This window comes from Dorea sp. YH-dor226 (assembly GCF_039832105.1).
GTDB lineage: Bacteria > Bacillota > Clostridia > Lachnospirales > Lachnospiraceae > Dorea_A.
This window is the reverse complement of record NZ_JBDOHS010000019.1, coordinates 1-21583: the sequence shown is the minus strand read 5'-3', so window position 1 is coordinate 21583 and position 21583 is coordinate 1. Positions and strand designations below refer to the sequence as shown.

The window sequence follows — 21583 nt, the reverse complement described above, 5'->3', positions numbered from 1 at the left end:
TTTCATATAAGGAATATGCGATGCATCAATATCTGAAATCAATTGGATTTGGCAATATAAATAATAAACGGGAATTACATGGAATATTGTATCAGGTTGAAGAATCGTACACAGAGCATCATCTGATAACTCTGGATGAAGAAACAGATTTCTGTGAGTATGTAAAAGAGTACGGTGCCGGGATAGGAATTGCCGTATTCGGAGATATGGATATCCATGAAAAATTTACCCAACGTTATTATCTACCTTATTTTTTAGGAACCGGAATTACTTCATATGCAGACGTATATGTAGAGAGGCGGATAGACCGTGAAGCCTATGTGGGAATCTGCGAAGATCTGAAAATAGGAATCAGCCTTATCTTCCATCTGCAGAATGTGTCTGAATATCTGAAAGAAAAACAGTTATATAAGAATTCTGTAAAATATACCTCCATTACACTGGCTGGCCTCTGTAATGGAGGGACCATATTATTGCCGGTACAAAAAAATAAAGAACAGGAAAAGAAGCAGCAGGAAACAGCGCAAAACAGAATGATGCTGATGAGCGCCGCAAAATCCGGTGATCCTGCAGCAATAGAAAGCCTGACACTGGAAGATATTGATACATATTCTGAAGTATCCAGAAGACTGATCACAGAAGATGTATTCAGTATCGTGGATACCTATATCATGCCGTATGGAGTAGAATGTGACCGATATTCGATCATGGGTGAGATACTGGAATATCAGAAGATGGAAAATGAATATACAAAGGAAATGCTGTATATCATGAAGCTGGAAGTAAACGAACTTACCTTTGATATCTGTGTTCCGGTAAAAGAAGTTATGGGAGAACCGGCTGTAGGAAGAAGATTCCGGGGAGAAGTATGGATGCAGGGCAGGATTAATTTTTAAAATTAACCCTGCCCTCTATTGATTTTCATATGATGAAATGATAGAATAGAAAAGCGTGATAAACAGGTTCCCTTAGTTAAATGGATATAACAATAGCCTCCTAAGAAGGAGCCGCGGCTGAACCCTGAAGGAAAAATGAAAAAAGAACTTGGAGTTCGAATCTATTCTGGAAGAGACAAAATTAACAACGAAGCTTTCCCCATTTTGGCGGATGCTCTGCTGTTAATAAAATGAATAATCTGATGATATCCAGCTAATCAAAATTAGCTGAAAATCATAAAACGGTTACCGAACCAAAGTGGCAAAAACCCAGTGTTTAAGCCAAAAATCGGTAATGTCCTCTTAGTTTAACGGATAAAACAAGCGCCTCCTAAGGTTCAACCATGGTTGACACCTTTGGAATTTAAGAAGTGATAAGTCAGAGTTCGATTCCAGTAAGGATTGACCTGGATGTCAAAGTAAGTTACAATAGAAATTCATCACGAAAGTGATTGGATTCATAGATATGGCGACCGTAGCCAAAAGGCTGAAAAAGCCCGAAAATACGGCATTTGTTCCCTTAGTTAAATGGATATAACGGGGTCCTCCTAAGACTCTATTGTAGGTTCGATTCCTATAGGGAACGCTCATTTAAGCAGTAATGACTAGAAAATCATTGCTGCTTTTTTCATGTAAAAATGGCAGTTTCGGTGACAAATTTGTCAGCGAAATATGGTATGGAGAACTGATTTTGTCAGCGAAAATGATTTCTTGTCACCAATCCATATTTTTCAAAACTGTCATCCGTAGGGATTAAGTATAAAGTAGGATGAGGTTTGGGTTGTAAATCTAAGAAAAGATGGAAAGAAAAACATTATATTCTTGCCAAAAAAGGCCTGTCGGAAGAGTCCGTTCAGATTAGATGAAAAATAATCTATTCTGGACGGACTTTTTTGCGTTAGTGAGTGTGTTCAGGGAAAGGAAGTTGCCTATGGCAGAAAAGAAAAAATTAGCTGTAACAGAGGAAAAGGTCGTTGAGATTGAAATGGAGAGACTGAGATCTTTTGAAAATCATCCATTCAAGGTAAAGGCAGACAGTCAGATGATTGAATTACAGGAAAGCGTGAAAAAGTATGGGATTCTTAATCCGCTGATTGTAAGACCGAGAAAAGATGGTACCTATGAAATCATATCAGGGCACAGAAGAAAATTTGCTGCTGAGAAGATTGGATATCGGAAAGTGCCTGTGATCATTAGGGTACTTAAGGATGATGATGCAGTAGTTTCAATGGTTGATTCCAATTTACAGCGAGAAATGATCAGCCCCAGTGAAAAGGCATTTGCTTACAAGATGAAGTACGAAGTAATCAAAAGAAGAGCTGGGAGAAGAAAATGTGGTCAGGTGGACCACAATTTAGGCAAGAAGAGCATTGAGCTGATTGGCGAAGAATGTGGAGACAGTCCAAAGCAGGTTCAGAGGTATATCAAGATAACAGATCTGATACCGGAGATGCTTGAAAAGGTTGATGACGGAAGCATGGGATTTACGCCGGCTGTGCAGCTGTCTTACCTGAATAAGAAGGAACAGAAGGAAATGTTGGAAGCAATGGAGTTTGCACAGTGTACGCCTTCATTATCACAAGCACTTCGGATAAAGAAGCTTAGTACGGAAGGAAAACTGACGGTACAGGATATGGAAGATATCCTAAGTGAAATCAAACAGAAAGACATTGACCGTGTTGTCTTTAAGAATGAGCAGCTTCACAGATTCTTTCCTACCAGCTATACAGCGGAACAGATGAGGCGGGAAATACTGGAAATGCTGAAAATGAACATGAACAAATATTGGGATGAATAAAGGAGAAAAAGCTTATGTGTAAGGTAATTGCAGTATCAAATCAAAAAGGTGGAGTCGGAAAGACCGTATCGTGTGTAAATCTTGGAATTGGATTAGCAAAAGAAGGAAAGAAAGTGCTTCTGATTGACGGGGATCCTCAGGGAAGTCTTACTATCAGCCTTGGTTATGAGGAACCGGATGAAATGGAATATTCTCTTGCAACGTTGATGATGAACATTGTAAATGATGAAAAGTTGAATATGGAGAAGACAATCCTTCATCATAGGGAAGGAGTAGATTTGATTCCGGCTAACATTGAATTGTCAGCTATAGAAGTATCTTTGGTAAATGCGATGAGCAGAGAATTGATTATAAAATCAATGATGGAAAAGCTGAGAGAGTTCTATGATTTCATTATTATAGATTGTATGCCTTCTCTGGGAATGATAACAATTAACGCTCTGGCTTGTGCGGATTCTGTACTTATACCGGTTCAGGCGGCATACCTTCCGGTCAAAGGTTTACAGCAGCTGATTAAGACAATCGGCAGAGTTAAGAAACAGTTGAATCCAAAATTGAAAATAGAAGGTATCTTATTAACAATGGTAGATAACAGAACAAATTATGCGAGGGATATTTCATTGATGGTGTATGATACTTATTCTGCATCTATCAAGGTATTTGGAACAGAAATTCCAATGTCAGTCAGGGCATCAGAGGTCAGTGTAGAGGGAGGAAGTATCTATTCTTATGATCCGAAGGGCAAAGCGGCGTTTGCATATATGGCATTAACAAAGGAAGTGTTAAAGGAGGCATAGAAAATGGGAAGCAGAGTTGCAGGAAAAATCAAATTACAATCAGTAGATGAATTATTAGGAGTACCGGAGATTGCCGGTACTCAGGAAATAGAATTAGGAAGAATTCATTCATTTCCAAATCATCCATTTAAGGTTCTTGATGATGAAAAAATGGATACTCTGGTAGAAAGTATCAGGGAAAATGGTATTTTGAACCCTGTAATTGTAAGACCAGATCAGAACGGTGATTATGAAATGATTTCCGGTCACAGGAGATTACATGCGGCGGGTATTGTAGGACTGAATAAGGTTCCTGCTATAGTAAACGAAATGTCTGATGATGAAGCCATAATAAAAATGGTGGACGCGAATATTCAGAGAGAAGAGATACTTCCTAGTGAAAAGGCTTATGCTTACAAAATGAAACTTGAAGCAATGAAGCGTTCCGCAGGAAGACCAACGAAAGAAAATGCGTGCCAAAGTGGCACACATTTAAGATCAGATCAGGAGCTGGCGTCACAAGTAGGAGAAAGTGCTAGAAGTATTCAGAGATATATTAGATTAACTTATTTAGTACCTGAGTTATTAGAAATGATTGATTTGAAGAAATTGCAATTTGTGATGGCAGTTGATATTTCATATTTTGATGAACAAATTCAAAACTGGATTTGTGAATATATCAAAGACAATGGTTTCATCAAGCCTGTACAGATATCAGCATTAAAGAATTATCCAAACTTATCCAAAGCAAATCAGTTCAGTGTTATTTCTATAATGAATGATGCATTGCCAAAGAAGAGTTCATCTGCTAAGGTATCACTTTCAGAAAAGAAACTTGATAAATATTTTCCGTCACACTTCACAGCCAAAGAACGTGAAAATGTAATTATTCAGCTTTTAGAACAGTGGAGTGCGGAACAGAAACAGACAGAATAAATATAAGAAGATTGTTTCAGAAGTGTAGAAAATGCACTTCTGGAACAGGAAGGAGTATCGAATGGACGATAGAATAAAGCTGTCCTATTTCTATGGAAAGGAAGCGGATCAGTATTCATTTTATAAGATACCGAAGTTGTTATTTACAGAGGAGTATTTTAAAAAGATATCAGTGGAGGCAAAGGTTCTGTATGGACTGATGTTGGATAGAATGTCATTATCCATGAAAAATCAGTGGTTGGATGATGAAGGGAGAGCATACATATATTACTCTCTGGATGATATTATGGATGCCCTGGGATGTAGTAACAAAAAAGCTATCTCTATTATGAAGGAACTAGATACAGAAGATGGCATAGGTCTGATAGAGAAGAAGCGTCAGGGACAAGGAAAACCAACCATGATTTATCTGAAACAGTTTATGGTTCAGGATGTTCAGAAGTGTAAAAATAACACTTCTGATAAAAAAACGGTATTTCCAGAAGTGAAGAAATTACACGTCTTGAAGTGTAATTCGGACATGTCTAGAAGTGAAGAAATTACACTTCCAGAAGTGAAAAAAATTCACACGAATAAGAATAATATAAATAATACTGAACTGAGTAATACTGAATCTAATCTTATCGTATCTGGAAATGATGGGATGCGAAGAGAAATAGAAGCATATTCAGAAATCATCAGAGAAAATATTGAGATTGATATTTTGAGAGAACGTTATCCGTATGAAAAGGAATTGATTGATGGTATTTATGACCTGATACTGGAGACGGTGCTTTGTAAGAATGACGTAATCATTGTTGCATCCAACAGATATCCGGCTGAACTTGTGAGAAGTAAGTTTCTGAAACTGAACAGTTCACATATCGAGTATGCAATTGATTGTTTTAAGAGCAATACAACAAAAGTGCGCAATATCAAGAAATATTTGCTTACCACATTGTTTAATGCGCCGAGTACCATCAGCGGTTATTATCAGGCAGAGGTTAACCATGATTTTCCGCAGTATGCTGTAATTGACAAATAATGACTTGACGTGTAGTCAATGCGTGCGTATAATATTTCTTATAGATACACGCATTGACTACATGAAAGGAGCCATTATGGAAGAAAAGAAATATACAGCAGATGGGATGAATATTGAAGTGGATAAGTATGAAGATAAAAAAATAAGGGAGCGTAGAATAATGGCATATGCTTTCAAAATGATTCGCGAAGAATCAGGAATGAATAGAAAAGACTTTGCTGAGTGGCTCGGAATTCCATACCGGACAATGCAGGAATGGGAATTAGGACGAAGAGCCATGCCAAAGTATGTATTGGATCTAATATCTTACAAGGTTCAGAATGAGAAGAAGGAAGGGAGAATCTGATTATGTTTGCGGTAAAAGTGTTGGGAAAAATAATTGCTATACCTATGATTCTAGTTATGACAGTTTTGTTTTATATCGTGACCATTTTTTCAAGAATCTATGGTTTGGCAGCTACGGTATTCAATCTTGTTATTATGCTATGTGCGATTATTGCCCTTGTATTACAGCAGTGGAATAACCTCGGAATTGCTGTTGCTATACTTGTAATCAGTTATTTATTGATGGGTGCTTGGGATATTGTGGCAGCATTCTTTGCAAGTGCTAAGGAGTTCTTTACAGGAGTATTATTTGCATAGTATGCAAATTAAATTGATGATATTATAATGGAAGTACAAATTGTTGTTTGGCGATTTGGTGAATCCCGATAGATTAATTTTATAGGGAACAGAAAATTTTAATTTGCACTTCCATAAGGTGAAATGTATTGACACAAAAAATACAGTATGATAGTATTGCCATTAGAAGAAAGAAAGGCACATTTTGTGTAAGGTGAGGAAATGATTAATAGATAATTTGATTTAAGTAAGACACATATAGTTATTGAGCCTGTAGAGAATAGGTTTGTTTTGTGTACGCTTAAGTTGGATTATCGCAAGAGGCATTTCCTTTGTTTTCCTTTTGGAAAAGAAATAAGGGTCTATTTAGCGAGTCTATTTTTGCGTATGCAAAAAAGACTCGTTTTTGTGTGTTCAAAATAATAATTGGCTCAGACTTCGAAAAGGAGAAACTTTAATGTTGCAGATAAAAAAATTAAATTTAACACATAAAAAAGACCTGAGAATAATTCTTAATGATTTCAACCTTGTGCTAAATGATGGAGATAAGGCAGTTATTATTGGAGAAGAGGGAAATGGGAAATCGACATTAATGAAGTGGATATACAATCCGTCGCTTGTAGAAAACTATATAGAAGCAGATGGGGAAAGGATAATGGGACACGAACGTCTTGGTTATCTTCCGCAGGAGATGCTCGATGAAGATAAGGAAAAAACAATATACGAATATTTTTCTGAAGAGGAAATATTCTGGGAGAAAACGCCTAAAGAATTGTCTGTTATTGCGGGAAAATTTGGAATGAAAAATGATTTTTTCTACAGTAACCAGACAATGGGTAGTCTTTCAGGAGGCGAAAAAGTCAAGACACAACTTATGAGGCTTTTCATTCGCGATGTTTCTGTGCTGTTGTTGGACGAACCTTCCAATGACATCGACATTGCGACGCTTACATTACTGGAAAAAATCATAAATGACTGGAAGCACATTGTGCTTTTTATTTCACACGATGAAACGCTGATAGAGCGTACTGCCAACATGGTGATACATATCGAGCAGATTATACGAAAAACAAAGGCGAGATATACCGTGGCAAAGCTTCCCTATAGACGCTATGTGGAAGAACGGCTTCATAAATTTGAAATCCAAAAACAGCGGGCACTGAGTGACCGTAGGGAGAAAAAGATTCGCGATGAAAAATATCAAAGAGTTATGCAGAGTGTACAAGGTGCATTAAGAAGTTGTACCAGACAAGCACCGTCTGTTGCCAAAAACTTAAAGGACAAAATGCATACGGTTAAGGCAATGGAACGAAGATTTGAAAAAGAAGATGAAAATATGACTCAGATGCCGGAACAGGAAGAAGCAATCTTTGTCAAATTAGGGGATGAAAACTCACACATTCCCGCAGGAAAAACGGTCATAGAATATGAACTTTCAAAGCTTGTGACTCCGGATGGCAAAAGAATTTTAGCAGAAGGAATTCATTTAAAAATAAAAGGTTCAGAAAAAATCTGTATGATAGGAGCCAACGGGGCAGGAAAAACGACTCTTCTAAAAAAGATAGCGGAAGAACTCCTAAATCGGAATGACATTAAAGCAGAATATATGCCTCAAACTTATGAAGACCTGCTGGATTTGGATGTTACACCGGTTGATTACCTTGATAAAACAGGAGATAAAGAAGAGCGTACAAGAATTAGAACATACCTTGGTTCACTTAAATACACACCAGATGAAATGGAGCATCCGATTCGGGAGTTATCAGGCGGACAAAAGGCGAAAGTGCTTCTCTTGAGGATGAGCTTAAGTGGTGCAAATGTTCTTATTCTGGATGAACCGACAAGAAATTTTTCACCATTGTCCGGTCCGGTAATAAGAAAAATGCTCCGAGAATTTCCGGGGGCTGTCATTAGCATTTCTCACGATAGAAAGTATATTGAAGAGGTGTGCGATAAAATATATCAGCTAAATCCTAATGGATTACAGCTAATTGGTGATTGATAACAAAAAGGATGAAAGACTGACAAATTTCAGGCTTTTAGTGAGTTGGAAAGCATACAAAGATTTGAATTTGGAGGATAGATTATGGTACGTACAGAAGATGCATGTGAAATTATAAAATATGCTTTGCAAAACGAAATTAAAGTATATTTAGATGGCGGATGGGGTGTTGATGCACTTCTTAAAAGAGAATCAAGAATACACAATGATATTGATTTGTTTGTTGAACTGAAACATTATCATGATTATATTTATGTGATTAAGCAGCATGGATTTGAGGAAGTAAATACTGATTATACAACGGATGGTCATACTGTCTGGAAAGATGATAAACAAAGAATCATTGATTTACATTGTTTTGAATTTACAGATGACGGAATTGTTTATGAGGGAGATATATTTCCATCAAAAACTTTTTCCGGTATTGGAAAAGTTGGAGATATAACTGTTTCTTGTATTGAACCATTGAGTCAGGTAATGCTTCATTTGGGATATGAACACGATAAAAATGATGTGCATGATGTGATGCTGTTGTGTGAAACATTTCAAATAGCAATACCAGATGAATATAAGGAAAAGTAAAATTTCAGTCTTCCGGTGAGATTGAAAGCGCGCATGAATTTGAATTTGTAGATATGGGTAGAGTGTATAGGAGGATTTATCATGATAGAGACAAAACGTATAAAAATGTATCCTGCATCGAGAGAACAAATGGAAGAAATTATTGCTTTAGAACCATGTGAGGAACTCAAAGTTGCTTATTCGGAAATGTTAGAAGGTTGTCTACAGCATATCGATGAATGGGAATGGTATGCAATGTGGAATATTGAATTAAATAATGGAACTCGCGTGGGTGATTTATGCTTTAAAGGACTCGATTCAAAAGGTGTTGTAGAAATCGGATATGGTATTTTAGAAGAATATCAAGGTCAAGGTTATGCAACTGAAGCAGTAAAAGCAGTAACTGAGTGGGCACTTCAAAAGAATAATGTAACAGCAATTGAAGCAGAAACAGATGTAGATAATATAATTTCTCAAAAAGTGCTTGCAAAATGCGGTTTTATTGCAAATGGAGTAATAGGTGAAGAGGGGCCACGTTTCGTACTAACGCGAGGATAAATTCCAAGCTTACAAAGAGTTTGAAAGCAACAGAAGATTGATTAGAAACCAATCGAAGTTGGTGTAAACGATAAAGCAGCTTACAATATTTGATAAACTGCCCTATCGTTTACATCAATTTCGATTTTTCTATAGTGAACAAAGTCGCGTCACCGGAGCCGATATGTATGGACTTTCAATCTTTACACTTTATTATAAGATAAAGGTTGTGCCATTGTGGCAGATGACTCGTTTCTGAATCTAAGCACGACAAATAGACCTCATTTCTGAGGCTTTTCAAAAAATATGAATATCAAGCTTTAAATACGTAGTGGTATCCGCTGTTGTGGTTTTCCAAGGTGTCCGCCACAGCATTTACAGACAGTAACCTTAATACCGTAGAGGGTTTCGAGCATCTGTGGAGTATCCAGGTCTTTCAGCCGGGAAAGATACTGTTTGCAGCCAAGGAGATTCCGACATAATGTCAGATGTTTGGTTTTGGTTCTGGTACATAGTAACCCATAATGCCTGATTCTGACAAAGCGTTTAGGAGGCACATGCATAAGAAAACGGCGAATAAATTCAACACCGGAAATGGTAAATTCCTTCCATTTGCCTTCTTCTCGGTAGTCTTTGACATAGTAAGTAACTGTATCTTCATCCATGCGGATGATACGATGGTTGCTGATGGCAATACGGTGGGTGTATTTCCCAAGGTAGTTAATAACGGACTGTGCACCGTTGAAGGTTTTCTTGCAGTGGGGAACCCAATCCTTTTCATAGCAAGTATTTAGGAGTTCCTTGAAAGCATAATGGTTACGATACTTTTCACTGCTTCCGTGAAACTGAAGCTTTCTCTCTTCCCAGAGGTTTTTCAGTTCATCCAGATATTTGCCACGGAACAGCTTTGAAAGTACCTTTACAGGAAGAAAGAATTCTTCGCCCTTATCACGCCATTGATTTTCGGCTGTCAGACCGCCGCCAAGAAGAATGACATGGATGTGAGGATGGAAATTCATTTCAGAACCCCAGGTATGTAACACACAAATATATCCAACCTTTGCACCAAGATGTTTTGTGTCGGAAGTCAGTTCTTCAATAGTTGCTGAAACGCAGTGATACATGGCGTCATAGAGAAACTGCTGGTTACTGTAGATTAAAGGATTCAACTCCTGTGGTACAGTAAACACAACGTGAAAGTAAGGAGCTTCCAGCACATCCTCACGTCGCTTGTCCATCCACTTTTCCTTAGGCAAAGCCTGACACATGGGACAGCATCTGTTTCGGCAGGAGTTATAATGGATTTGCAGATGCCCACAGTCCTCACACATGCTTACGTTGGCACCATAAGCACCGGTCTTGCAGTTGATGATGCAGTTTGCAACTTTGGATTGCTGGGAAGAAGGTGTGTATTTATCAAGGTATTCAGGATAAAACCGTAGAAATATATCCTGTACAGTAAGATGCTTCATTATGAATCCTCCTGTATATCAAAAGGGCTTTTAATGCCAAGTAAAGTTTTGTTACTGACATGAAGATAAATCTCGGTAGACTTAGGATCCAAGTGACCTAACAATGCCTGAATATATTTAATATCACATCCGGCTTCCAGAAGATGACTGGCGAAGCTGTGCCTGAATGCGTGTGAAGTGACATGCTTAGGGATTCTGGCTCGTTCGGAGCTTCTTCTTAATACTTGATTTACCGCAGAGATATCCAGATATTCTCCGGTTGTCTGACTTGGAAAGAGGATATTTCTGGGTCTTCCGCACTGAAACCAGTACTGAGTCAGAATGTCGAGAGTGCGGTCAGCTAGAATGGTGTATCGGTCCATTCTGTTTTTGGTATTGCGGATGTGAATGGAGTGATTGCTTCGGGAAATGTCTTCATAATGCAAATGAGTTGTTTCAGACACCCGAAGACCGCCGGAGTACATAACAGCAAAGATGGCTTTGTATTTCAGGTTTGTGGTGACATCAAGGATTGCATTCACTTCTTCTCTTGAGAGAACAGTAGGCAGGGAGCGGTCACGTTTCATTCTGGGAATTTCATCTTCGTCCCAGTTGAGTTTGAGAACACGCTTGTACATGAAGCGTAAAGCACCATAGTAGTGGTTGTAGGTTTCAGGTAAAATGCCCATCAGTCTTTTGGTGGTCAGGTAATCATCCACATCAGCTATAGTAAGTTCTTGCCAGGGTTTACCGGTAGCATTCAGGAAAGGGCTAAGGGCGTGACAATACGCCTTTGTAGTGGATTCCTTTAGATTCCTTTTCTGTGCAGCAATAGTTACTAATTCAAAAATATCTTCGTACATAAAATAACCTCCATGAAATAAAAGTAGTAATAACAACAGTAACTACCCATCATGGAGGAGCATTTGCAAAATAAAACTGCTTGTGAAAGCAGCCTGAAGGTGGTATCATTTTCATAGGCAGTTGTCGGGACTAAGCCCGTGTTTGAAGTTTGTTATTGGTCGTACTTTAACAATACTATCTTGGGACAATCCTGTCACTGCCTTTTTTAGAAAAAGAAAAAAACTGCACCACAGCCTTGGTAGGCCATCGCGCAGCGATTTTGTTCAATTGGAATTTGCGGAGGATAATATTCACAGAATGAAAGGCAAATAATATGGAATTAAAATTTTGTGCAAGAATTCTTCAAAATGAGAATATGGATGCCGCCTATGTAGAGGTTCCTTACGATATCAAAGAGCTTTTTGGAAAAGGGCGTTTGTTGGTAAATGCTACATTTGATGGTATTCCGTATCGTGGGCAAGTGGTAAAAATGGGAACTCCGTGTTACATTATCGGCGTTACAAAACAGATACGCAAGCAGATTGGCAAGAGCTTTGGTGATATGGTTGAAGTGGTTCTTCATGAAAGAGACAGTGAGAAAATCCCAAGGCAATGGAGAAAATATTGAGGGAATAGAAAGCGTTAATCCGATGGGATATACAATGGAGAAACTGAAAGAACTTCATTAATGGTACGGAAGAGAGTGATGTAAATGGATTTAAATAAAACAAGTAGATTTATCAGTTTGATTCTCCGACACAGGCCAGATACTATCGGAATCTCGTTAGATGAACATGGATGGGCAAGTGTTGAAGAACTTTTGGCCGGTATCTCAAAGACACAGTACATTGATATGGCAATGCTTGAGAAGATTGTGGAAACAGATAGCAAGCAGAGATATTCTTTTAATGAAGAAAAAACTTTGATCAGAGCAAATCAAGGACATTCCATTGACGTGGATGTAGAACTTCCGAAGAAGCAGCCGCCGGTAATCTTATATCACGGAACGGGAGAAAAATATGTGGCCTCGATTGATGAACAAGGACTTATTCCAAAGAGCCGTCTCTATGTTCATTTATCTGGTGATGAAGCAACTGCAACTATTGTCGGCTCACGACATGGGAGACCTGTGGTGTATGAAGTACTTGCAAGTCAGATGTACCATGACGGTTATGAATTCTTTCAATCTGTAAATGAAGTATGGCTCACGAAGGCAGTACCGGTACAGTATTTGAAGAAACTTAAATAAACAGAGGGAGAAGGTTAGCTCTTCTTCACTCTACAAATTATTTAGGAGGAAAACAAGATGGAAAAATTTGTTCCGATCAATAAGAAATCGAAGAAGGCACAGAAAGAGTATTACGCGAAGAAGCGAAATACTTGGGGAGAACTAAATCCCATGACGCGCACGATGGCAAATGGCAAAGGCTATAACCGTAAAAAATTGAAACAGGAAGATCGAAGGAACGGCAGTTTTTCTCAAAAAAATAGAGAGACTGCCGTTTTTGGTTGTGAGGATTTTTGTACTTCCATTTGTAGTAGAATGGTAATATCAAAACAGAACCAGACCAGACCCAGATAGATTAATCACAGATTGGAAGGATGATCAATATGAGCAGAGGAATAGGTGGATATATGAACCTGATAGCTGCGGATGATACCATGCTCATTTACAGTTATTGTTGTTATAACGTAAATAATGATGACTGGCGAGAAATGCAAAAAATGGAAGATGACGAAATATTTATCGATAGAGCTGCGTTGGTTGAACCAGAAATTCATCGGAAAATGAAACGGATGCCTAGTGGAAGGAAGATGCTGATTGAGAAGAGAGTACCAAGAGATTATTCTTTTTCAGACATGTTGGGAGCCGGACAAGTCACTATTAAAAATGCAAGTGGAACATGGATGAAAAGTCCAGATGGCATTGATCTGATGGTATGTAAGATGCTTTATAAATTCTTTCGAGAATATCAGGAAACAGGTGTTATTCAGGAACATATAGGTTATTTTTGTTAAGTGATGGATTGGAGAAAGAAAAAGATGAGTTCCAAATGAAATATAAACATAGACGTTAATATTCTTTATTTCTATACAGTGTAGGACTGTGGTGATATAATAAAGTTGTCTTTTAGATAAGCCGGCAGTCATGATTGGCAGTCGGTTTTCTCTATATATTGAGTAATAAGAATATGTGAGAGTTTTATTCACATTATAAAATAAAGAGTATGGGGAGGGATTTCGATGATTAGCGCAGAACTGAATCATAATCCGTATTTACTTAGTACGGCGGTAAAGTTTAATGGACAGGATCCCAAAATTAATAGTCAGATTGAAAAATATGAAAAGTTACCTTTAAAAGATTGGGTTCATCTTGTGCCGGAAATCTTTTATAACGAGATGAATGGCTATGATTTCAACTTATATTTTATTGGTACTAAGCCAGACTATGAAGATGTCAAGAGAGCCTTTGCGGCAAGAGGGATTAGTGAAGAAAATGTTAGGATATCTCATAAGAATGAGATTGAAGATGCTGATACTAAGAGTAAAGAAGTTGATGCATTAGTTTCATGGTTAAAGAATACGCCGAACCGCAAGTTTGATTTTGAAGATTTTTGGAAAAAAACATCAGAAATTTTTGAAGGATCATATCCATATGTCATGATTAGAGGTTCTGTTCCATCAGATATTGGATCACTAATGTCTTTTGAGAGAGTAGAAAATGCAATAGAACTTAAAAATACAGATTTAACAAGTACGCCAATTGTATTTTATATCGATGAAGAAACCAAACCGGAATTTCGCAGAGATCTAGACATCATTCTTAAGAGAAAGGATGTTAGAAAAGAACAACTATTCTTTATGATTAGTCCGATGATGGATCGGGCTCAGGTTACAAGAGTTATCTGTGATTTGGGAGTAGAAAAACCGCAGGTGATTAATAACTATAAAGATGATTCAGTAATGATGTTTATTAGAAACTACCCTATTACGGAATTTATCAGAAGTGCTATTCAAATATTTAGAGATGAAATTGAAAAAATATCAGATGTTTTAGCAATTGAAAACAAAGAGAGTGAAATTACTAACGCTGAAATCCATAAAGAAATCGATGCATTGGAATCTTCTTTGAATTCTCTCAAGGAAGCCGATGAATACTTTGTGCAGCGAGATAATTTTGAAGTTCCATATTCCTTTAAGGAAATTACGCAGATACTTATTGAACAGATTTCAAAGTGGAAAAACAGAAAAACAAAAATCACTGGAGATAGTGAAATTGAAGCGGCCACTCATGATTATATCTACTTAGTTCAGAATGGAATCGACCGTTTCCTTTCATCGGTTGAGACAACGTATAAGGAAACAGCAGAAAAGATTGACAAAGAATTTTCTGAAGTATATGCAACTCCGGGAATAGATAAGGAATATTCTCCAACTAATAATATTCTTCCGAAACTTCCGGCAATGACCATCCCTGAAATCAATGCGAAATTACTGGACTTAATAACATATGAAGAATCAAAAAATGATTTCTTTGGTTTCTTTAAAAAACCGGATGATACGAGTGAACCTGTTATGGTTGCTACTTGTTATTTAGAACAGTGGAGAAGTACGGTTCAAAATATTATTAAGCCTGTATTAGATAAACACATTAATCAGTGTATTCAGAATCTGTCAGAGTATTATGATTTTATGGCTGAGTCCTATCACCAGCATTTATCGCAGTTGATTAACGAGAAGACAAAAGATAAGGAAATAGTATCGGCTCAATTATCTGATGAGGAAAGAAAACTTCAGGAAGATAATGACTGGTTATCTCAATTTAGAGAACAACTGCAGACGATAGAGAGGGATTAGTTATGGAGACTGGAATAATTAGTATGCCTATAAATGAAATAGATTTGAAAGACATGCCATTGTCTACCAGATTAAGTGTAATTGATGATGGTATTAGAAAAAAATATCTCACACGTCTTTCAGAAATGCAAATTGCACCGATAATGGATCTTCCACCTTTAGAGAACGATTTGATCAGTAATGTCAGACTATATCATATAAAGGAAATGGTCTATCAGAAAGGTGAATCTGTTACTGATAAATTCACAACTGTGTTTAACACATTAGCGACATACAATGCATCTGTGTTTATTTTAATTGATTCAGATGGGAAAACCGCAAATTATTATCTGGGTGTACGCAATAATGAATCTGATGAATCATCTAAGAAGAGATCTACTGTAACATTGGGAGATACTTTAAAACAGACATTGATTGGTCATTTCCCAGGTGTGAAGATTGAAAATGAGGATAGAAAGAAAATAAAAGAACTTTCAGACAAGATATCGTCAGCAACAAATGTAGCATCCGTAAGTGTAGTGGGGAATACTAAATCTGAAAAAGATATGTCAAACGAACAGTTTGTACAGGGGCTTGAAAAATTATCCTTAGCAATGAGTGGACGTGCATTTACAGGATTGATTATTGCAGATAACCAGATGCCACAGAGCATTCATGAATTGCGGGAGTTTTATCAGGAATTATATAGCAAGCTTTCACCATATCAAAAAGTGCAGATTTCTGAAAATGAATCCACATCCACATCAAAAACTAAATCACTTAAAGAAATGAATGGTAAACAAAGAGCTGCAATGGGAGCAAGTACGGCAGTTTCTTTGGCAGGTGTAATAGGCGGAGCGGTTCTCGGTGGATATAGTGGAGCAATGGTTGGTGGTCAGATTACAGGACAGTTTAATGGATTTATAAATTCACTGGCACCGAATGAGCAGATTACAACTGGAAGTTCAACAACAACTTCTTCTACCTATGAAAATAAGGCAATTACAGAAATGATGTCATTACTTGATCAGTTGTTGAAAAAGACTAATGAGTATGACAGTTATGGTATGTGGAATGTTGCCGGATATTTTGTATCAGATGATATGTCTACGGCAGAGATTGCGGCAAGTAACTATCGTTCGCTTATGAATGGAGAGAATACCGGACGTGAGGTATCAGCAGTCAATTCATGGAGAATTAACAATGATGCGTATTTATTAGAGGAATTCCATACCCTTACGACATATCTCTCAAGATATGCACACCCACAATTTGTATATTATAATGATGCAACTGTATCTGCAGCAACAGCGGTAAGTGGAAAAGAACTTGGTCTTCATCTGGGTCTTCCGAGATCCTCTGTGCCAGGATTACCAGTGATTGAACATGCAGAATTTGGAAAAGAAGTAACTACTTATCAACTGTTTCCTCAGAATGTGTCATTGCGTCCTGAAGATCGTATGACACTTGGTAAGGTGTTTGATCTGGGACAGATTACAAACAAAGTAGTTGAACTTGATAATAAGAGTTTGAATATGCACACGTTTATTACCGGATCGACTGGTTCAGGTAAGAGTAATACAGTATATCAGATGCTTAGCGAGATGCATCAGGACAGAATACCTTTCTTGGTAGTTGAGCCTGCTAAAGGTGAATATAAAGATGTTTTTGGAAACTGGGACGACGTAAGAGTTTATTCAACGAACCCTAAGGTGGCTGAATTAATTAATCTGAATCCATTTAAATTTCCGGATTCTATCCACGTTCTGGAGCATGTTGATGGACTTGTAGAAATTTTCAGTGTTTGTTGGCCAATGTATGATGCAATGCCGGCATTCTTGAAAGATGCAATCTTGAAATCTTATGAATTAGTCGGATGGGATCTTGGTTCATCAACTTTTGAAGGTGATGAAGTGGAATATCCGGATTTTGAAATTCTGGCAGAGCAGTTGGAACGCCTGATTGATGATACAGAATATTCTGCAGAGGTAAAAGGAAATTATACTGGTGCATTGGTTACAAGAGTGAAATCTCTCACTGTTGGACTGAATAAGTTTATCTTTACAACACAGCAAACGCCATACGAGTATCTGTTTGATCAGAATTGTATCTTGGATATTAGCCGCGTGAAGTCCGGCGAGACAAAAGCGTTGATCATGGGTCTTATGGTTTATATTCTTAATGAATACAGAGTGGATCAGAAGACATCTAACAACAGCGGTCTTAAGCATGTGACTGTACTGGAAGAAGCTCATAATCTGTTAAAGAATACTGCAGGTGGTGGAGAATCAGAGCTTGTTGGAAAATCAGTTGAAATGCTTACCCAGACCATTGCAGAAATCAGAACTTATGGAGAAGGATTTATTATCGTAGATCAGTCACCGTCATCTGTAGATATTGCTGCGATTAAAAATACCAATACTAAGATCGTGCTTCGTACACCAGAAGCAAACGACCGTGAAGCAGTAGGTCGTTCTATGGGATTAACACCAAATCAGGTAAATGAAATCGCAAAACTGCCAAGCGGAGTTGCAGTCGTATATCAGAATAATTGGGTTAATCCGGTATTGACAATGATAGATAAGGCTAATGTCACAGAAAAAGCGTATGTTAATGATGCTCCGATTATGATTAAGAGCATTAGAGAATCAAGGACGAACATCATTCGGGCAATTATGGAGCCATGGTTGCCAGGAGATATGATTGAATTCTCGGAATTAGCGCGATCAATTAATAGTTTGGAAGTATCCAGATCAAACAGAAAGTTATTATCAGTCATGGCATGCACGTATAGAGATCATAATGGACATATGATATGGAATGAAAATTCACTTGCATTGTTAAAACAATTATTGTTTGATATCTTGGGCATTTCACAAAAAACTATAGAGAATGTTATTAAAGCTGGAAATCCTGACTTATTGAGAAGAGAAGTAATGCTGAAAACAATCAACCTTACATATGAGCAAGTAGAGGAAATTTGTCATATCTTGACGATGGAGGTTTAGCTATGGATTTTAATTTAGGAAAAACATTTGATTCCATAGTAGATGGAACAAAAGAAGTAGCAGAGGTTACTCATGAAAAGACTAGTGCGTTTCACGAAGCATATGTATCGAAGGTGTTGCCTGATTGTGGAAAATATGGAGATGTGGCAAAATTTGCGGCTGAAATGGCGCCTGGTGTTGCAGAATATAATGCAATCGTAGATGGTGACTGGATGAGCTTTGCCATTGCAGCAGGAATTGATATTGGTGCTGTTGCGATTGGGGCATTTACTGCTGGTGCAGGATATGCTGTTGTTAAAGGTGGAAGTACAGTTGCAAAAACTGGTGCCAAAGTTGCAGCAAAAGAAGTTGCAGAAGCAGGTGCAAAAAAAACAGTGAAGGAAGTAGCTGGAGCCGGAGCCGAGAAAGTGGTGAAAGAAATGGCTGAAGCTGGAACCGAAAAAATAGTGAAGGAAATAGCTGAGGCTGGAGCCGAGAAAGCAGTGAAGGAAGTAGCTGAAACAGGCGTTGAGAAAGCAGCAAAAGAGGTAGTTGAAACAGGAGTTGAAAAGACTGCGAAAGAAGTAGCTGAAACAAGCGCTGAGAAAACTGTAAAAGAAATTACAGAGGCTGGAGCTGAAAGAACAGATAATGTGATTTATAGATATATGGAATGCAGAAACCAGGGGCTTGAAGGTACGAGACATCCAGAAACTGGCGTTGAGTTTGCAAGAAAATCTGTTGATAATGGAGCTAGTGAAATAGTAGAGGGAGTATTTCCGAAATTTGAATCAGGATTCGATGCAAAAATCCCAAAAGAATTATTTGAAGAAAGCAACTTTAAACAGTTTAAGGAGGCCAATAAACAGTTGCTTGATAGTATCGATAGTCACCCTTCATTACGTGAATTGTTTTCTGCTGAGCAGATTGAACAGATTCAAGATGGAATTATTACTGGTATGGCACCTGATGGATTTACATGGCATCACAATGAAGAAGCAGGAGTATTACAACTTGTTGATCAAGAAATACATGCTATAACTGGACATACTGGCGGACGTTCAATTTGGGGTGGTGGGTATTAATAGATGCGAAAGGAGAATTTTATGAATAAAATAACATGGAAGTATGTTAAGCCGTTAAAAGACAAATCCGCGGTGACATCATTTTTACAGGAACACAACGTGAATCTGCCAGACTCTTTGGTTAATTGTCTAATAGAAAATAACGGCGGAAGGCCCTCAACATTTATTTTTAACACTAGTAAAGCAAAGGAATATGTTTTTCAATCCTTGTTTTCATATAATCATGATGATAAGAATAACATTTATAGAATTTATTCAAGTATGTTTGAAAATAGTGTAATATATCCAATTGGTATTGATGCAGCTGGAAACATTATTTGCTATCATCAAAAAAGAAAAAGATATATGTTATGGAATCATGAAAACGATAAATATGAGGATATTTATATTGATGATTTATAATGACTAACGTTTGAATTTTTGTTAATATCAAAAGATTTATTGTCTTAGATTATTATAAGAACTTCATAAAGATAAAACAGGGTGATTTTATGGAAAAGAAACTACTATATGGAAGTTTGCGTGCTATACTTGGACAGTTTACGCCGTCAAGCATGGGAACTAGGGTATTTGTTGAAAAAGATGATTTAGCAGAACCTAATCATTTCTTGGTATTATTTCATGAGAGATTTCATTATTTTCAGATGATTTTTACTCCATACGGACATTTAAAATGGTCTGCTTATCGTACCAATACAATAGAAATTATTGAAATATGGAAAAAATTAACAGAACAATTTGGGATTCCTAAAAAAATTCCGATAAAAGAATATTTGCAAGATGAAAATCTTGAAGGATTAAAAATCGCTTATAATGTAGCAGTAAAAGATTTAATGTATGGAATATATAGGGCAATTGAGTATGATTCAAATACTGCTGAAAGCAAGTTTTTCACTAGTTTGAAAGAATCTGATAGGTGTCCAGTAGTATTTATAGGTGGAAATAAACACAGATTTAGAGTAATTGATATTCTTGAAAGCTTTGCAAAATTTGAAGAAGCCATGTTAGGAGAATTGATTTTTGAAAAAAATTTGGATGAGTTGATTGATCCAAATAAACTAAAACCAGAATATTATATTGCACTATATTATTTTATTGAACAGGTTGGGGTTGAACGATTAGTAGAATTTCCTATTGTCTGTGAGTTATCACTTTTGTGTGCACATATTCCTTCACCGACTTCAGTTGAATTGTTAAAAAAGTATTCTCCAAACTGGCGTTTTATTAAAATTATCGAATCAATAAAGGATGATTCTAATATACCTGAAATAGATTTATATGATGATAAGACATTTTGGAAGTATTGTGAATATGTTTTGAAAAAGTGTAATTATGAAGATATATATGCTTCTTGGAAATCAGCTTTAGAGTATGCTGATTCATCTGACTTATCAATGGCAAAAGAGATGAAAAGAGCCATTGAATATAAAATAGCTCATCCATGGATGTTAGTATATTCTATGAGGAACCCAGAGGATTTTATGTCTAATGATTTTAATTCATTTCAGTCATATTTTACGATAACAAACGATGGTGTGTTTTATAACGCTGCAAATATCCAAAATGAAGAGATAATATTCGAAAATCATTTGCAAGCACTTTCCCAACAGATATGTGGTTATACTTCGAACTATTGCCAAGATTCTTTTAAAATGATGTGTGGGTATTCATATACTGGAGCATTGACATGTCCGCATTACTTAAATGGAGAATGTGAAGGATATATTGATGCGGAAACTGATATACCAGAAATAGTTCTGGATGAAAAATCGAATATTATAAGTGGATGCACTTTTGAAATGGCCCTGAATCTACAAGGATTAACTGCTAAAGATATTGATATAGGAATGATTTCTCATGTAGATTTTAACAAGATTATTGAGATTACAAAAAAATTTCGAAAATAATTAAATTAATGCATGGCTCTACCGGCTTGAACCCCCGGTAGGGCTATTTTTTTTACCCTTCTTTCGGCCACTTTCCTGGCCATTTTCCCCAAAATAAAAATTTCAAAAAATTTTTCAAATATTCCTAAACTTTTTCCAACTTTTTTGTATTTAGAAGCTGATGGATATTCCGTTGCGGCGGAGCCGCCAGTCCGGCGTGGCGAGAGCCACCTGTCCGGACTAACGGAGCCACATTTGTTTAGTGTTTATAGTTACTGTGCCTGAGACGGATCCAGGCCATAAA

At 37.1% G+C, this 21583-nt stretch carries 21 protein-coding genes and 1 tRNA gene; 20 read left to right on the top strand and 2 right to left on the bottom strand.

From position 1 onward, the window contains the following. The first annotated feature begins 20 nt into the window (after positions 1-20). The 11 genes from ABE547_RS12940 to ABE547_RS12890 all read left to right on the top strand — a co-directional run bounded on the left by ABE547_RS12940 (position 21) and on the right by ABE547_RS12890 (position 9211). A complete protein-coding gene (locus tag ABE547_RS12940) occupies positions 21-896 on the top strand; it encodes a DUF3881 family protein (protein ID WP_347379176.1) in 876 nt (291 codons plus the stop codon). A gap of 553 nt (positions 897-1449) precedes the next feature. Then, positions 1450-1521: transfer RNA gene (locus ABE547_RS12935), tRNA-Arg, on the top strand. A 345-nt stretch (positions 1522-1866) separates the two neighbouring features. Continuing rightward, positions 1867-2733: a ParB/RepB/Spo0J family partition protein gene (locus tag ABE547_RS12930; protein ID WP_347379175.1), complete on the top strand. Its 867-nt coding sequence runs from the start codon at positions 1867-1869 to the stop codon at positions 2731-2733. 14 nt (positions 2734-2747) lie between these two features. Beyond that, positions 2748-3530, top strand: coding sequence for an AAA family ATPase (locus ABE547_RS12925; protein WP_347379174.1), 783 nt, complete (start codon positions 2748-2750; stop codon positions 3528-3530). 3 nt (positions 3531-3533) lie between these two features. Then, positions 3534-4445: a ParB/RepB/Spo0J family partition protein gene (locus tag ABE547_RS12920; protein ID WP_347379173.1), complete on the top strand. Its 912-nt coding sequence runs from the start codon at positions 3534-3536 to the stop codon at positions 4443-4445. Positions 4446-4506: 61 nt separating this feature from the next. Next, a complete protein-coding gene (locus ABE547_RS12915; protein ID WP_347379172.1) occupies positions 4507-5469 on the top strand; it encodes a DUF6017 domain-containing protein in 963 nt (320 codons plus the stop codon). A gap of 76 nt (positions 5470-5545) precedes the next feature. Then, a complete protein-coding gene (locus tag ABE547_RS12910; protein ID WP_347379171.1) occupies positions 5546-5815 on the top strand; it encodes an XRE family transcriptional regulator in 270 nt (89 codons plus the stop codon). Between the two features lie 2 nt (positions 5816-5817). Continuing rightward, entirely contained in the window at positions 5818-6111 is a 294-nt protein-coding gene (locus ABE547_RS12905) for a hypothetical protein (RefSeq protein WP_347379170.1), read from the top strand. 436 nt (positions 6112-6547) lie between these two features. Beyond that, positions 6548-8092: an ATP-binding cassette domain-containing protein gene (locus ABE547_RS12900; protein ID WP_009247522.1), complete on the top strand. Its 1545-nt coding sequence runs from the start codon at positions 6548-6550 to the stop codon at positions 8090-8092. Between the two features lie 84 nt (positions 8093-8176). Continuing rightward, entirely contained in the window at positions 8177-8674 is a 498-nt protein-coding gene (locus ABE547_RS12895) for an aminoglycoside nucleotidyltransferase (RefSeq protein ID WP_009247521.1), read from the top strand. 81 nt (positions 8675-8755) lie between these two features. Then, positions 8756-9211, top strand: coding sequence for a GNAT family N-acetyltransferase (locus tag ABE547_RS12890; protein WP_342981455.1), 456 nt, complete (start codon positions 8756-8758; stop codon positions 9209-9211). 299 nt (positions 9212-9510) lie between these two features. Here the strand turns inward: ABE547_RS12890 and ABE547_RS12885 are convergent, their stop codons facing one another. Beyond that, entirely contained in the window at positions 9511-10662 is a 1152-nt protein-coding gene (locus ABE547_RS12885) for an IS91 family transposase (RefSeq protein ID WP_347379169.1), read from the bottom strand. Next, positions 10662-11504 (bottom strand): tyrosine-type recombinase/integrase, encoded by an 843-nt coding sequence (locus ABE547_RS12880; RefSeq protein ID WP_347379168.1) that lies wholly within the window; start codon positions 11502-11504, stop codon positions 10662-10664. Before ABE547_RS12880 ends, ABE547_RS12885 begins: the two co-directional genes overlap by 1 nt. A gap of 314 nt (positions 11505-11818) precedes the next feature. Here ABE547_RS12880 and ABE547_RS12875 point away from each other — a divergent pair, with 314 nt between their 5' ends. The 9 genes from ABE547_RS12875 to ABE547_RS12835 all read left to right on the top strand — a co-directional run bounded on the left by ABE547_RS12875 (position 11819) and on the right by ABE547_RS12835 (position 21300). Next, positions 11819-12112, top strand: coding sequence for a DUF1905 domain-containing protein (locus ABE547_RS12875; protein ID WP_347379167.1), 294 nt, complete (start codon positions 11819-11821; stop codon positions 12110-12112). An 84-nt stretch (positions 12113-12196) separates the two neighbouring features. Next, entirely contained in the window at positions 12197-12733 is a 537-nt protein-coding gene (locus ABE547_RS12870; RefSeq protein ID WP_347379166.1) for an RNA 2'-phosphotransferase, read from the top strand. A 57-nt stretch (positions 12734-12790) separates the two neighbouring features. Then, the gene (locus ABE547_RS12865; protein ID WP_347379165.1) at positions 12791-13066 is read left to right on the top strand and encodes a hypothetical protein; all 276 of its coding nucleotides are present in this window, start codon (positions 12791-12793) and stop codon (positions 13064-13066) included. Positions 13067-13095: 29 nt separating this feature from the next. After that, positions 13096-13503 (top strand): hypothetical protein, encoded by a 408-nt coding sequence (locus ABE547_RS12860; protein WP_347379164.1) that lies wholly within the window; start codon positions 13096-13098, stop codon positions 13501-13503. Positions 13504-13728: 225 nt separating this feature from the next. Next, positions 13729-15342: a hypothetical protein gene (locus tag ABE547_RS12855; protein WP_347379163.1), complete on the top strand. Its 1614-nt coding sequence runs from the start codon at positions 13729-13731 to the stop codon at positions 15340-15342. A gap of 2 nt (positions 15343-15344) precedes the next feature. After that, positions 15345-18329, top strand: coding sequence for a DUF87 domain-containing protein (locus ABE547_RS12850; RefSeq protein ID WP_347379162.1), 2985 nt, complete (start codon positions 15345-15347; stop codon positions 18327-18329). A 2-nt stretch (positions 18330-18331) separates the two neighbouring features. Next, positions 18332-19393, top strand: coding sequence for an HNH endonuclease (locus ABE547_RS12845; RefSeq protein ID WP_347379161.1), 1062 nt, complete (start codon positions 18332-18334; stop codon positions 19391-19393). Positions 19394-19414: 21 nt separating this feature from the next. Further along, complete coding sequence (locus ABE547_RS12840; protein ID WP_347379160.1) at positions 19415-19795, top strand: SMI1/KNR4 family protein; 381 nt, start codon at positions 19415-19417, stop codon at positions 19793-19795. An 89-nt stretch (positions 19796-19884) separates the two neighbouring features. Continuing rightward, positions 19885-21300, top strand: a complete 1416-nt coding sequence (locus ABE547_RS12835; protein WP_347379159.1) for a hypothetical protein — start codon at positions 19885-19887, stop codon at positions 21298-21300. Positions 21301-21583: the final 283 nt, after the last annotated feature.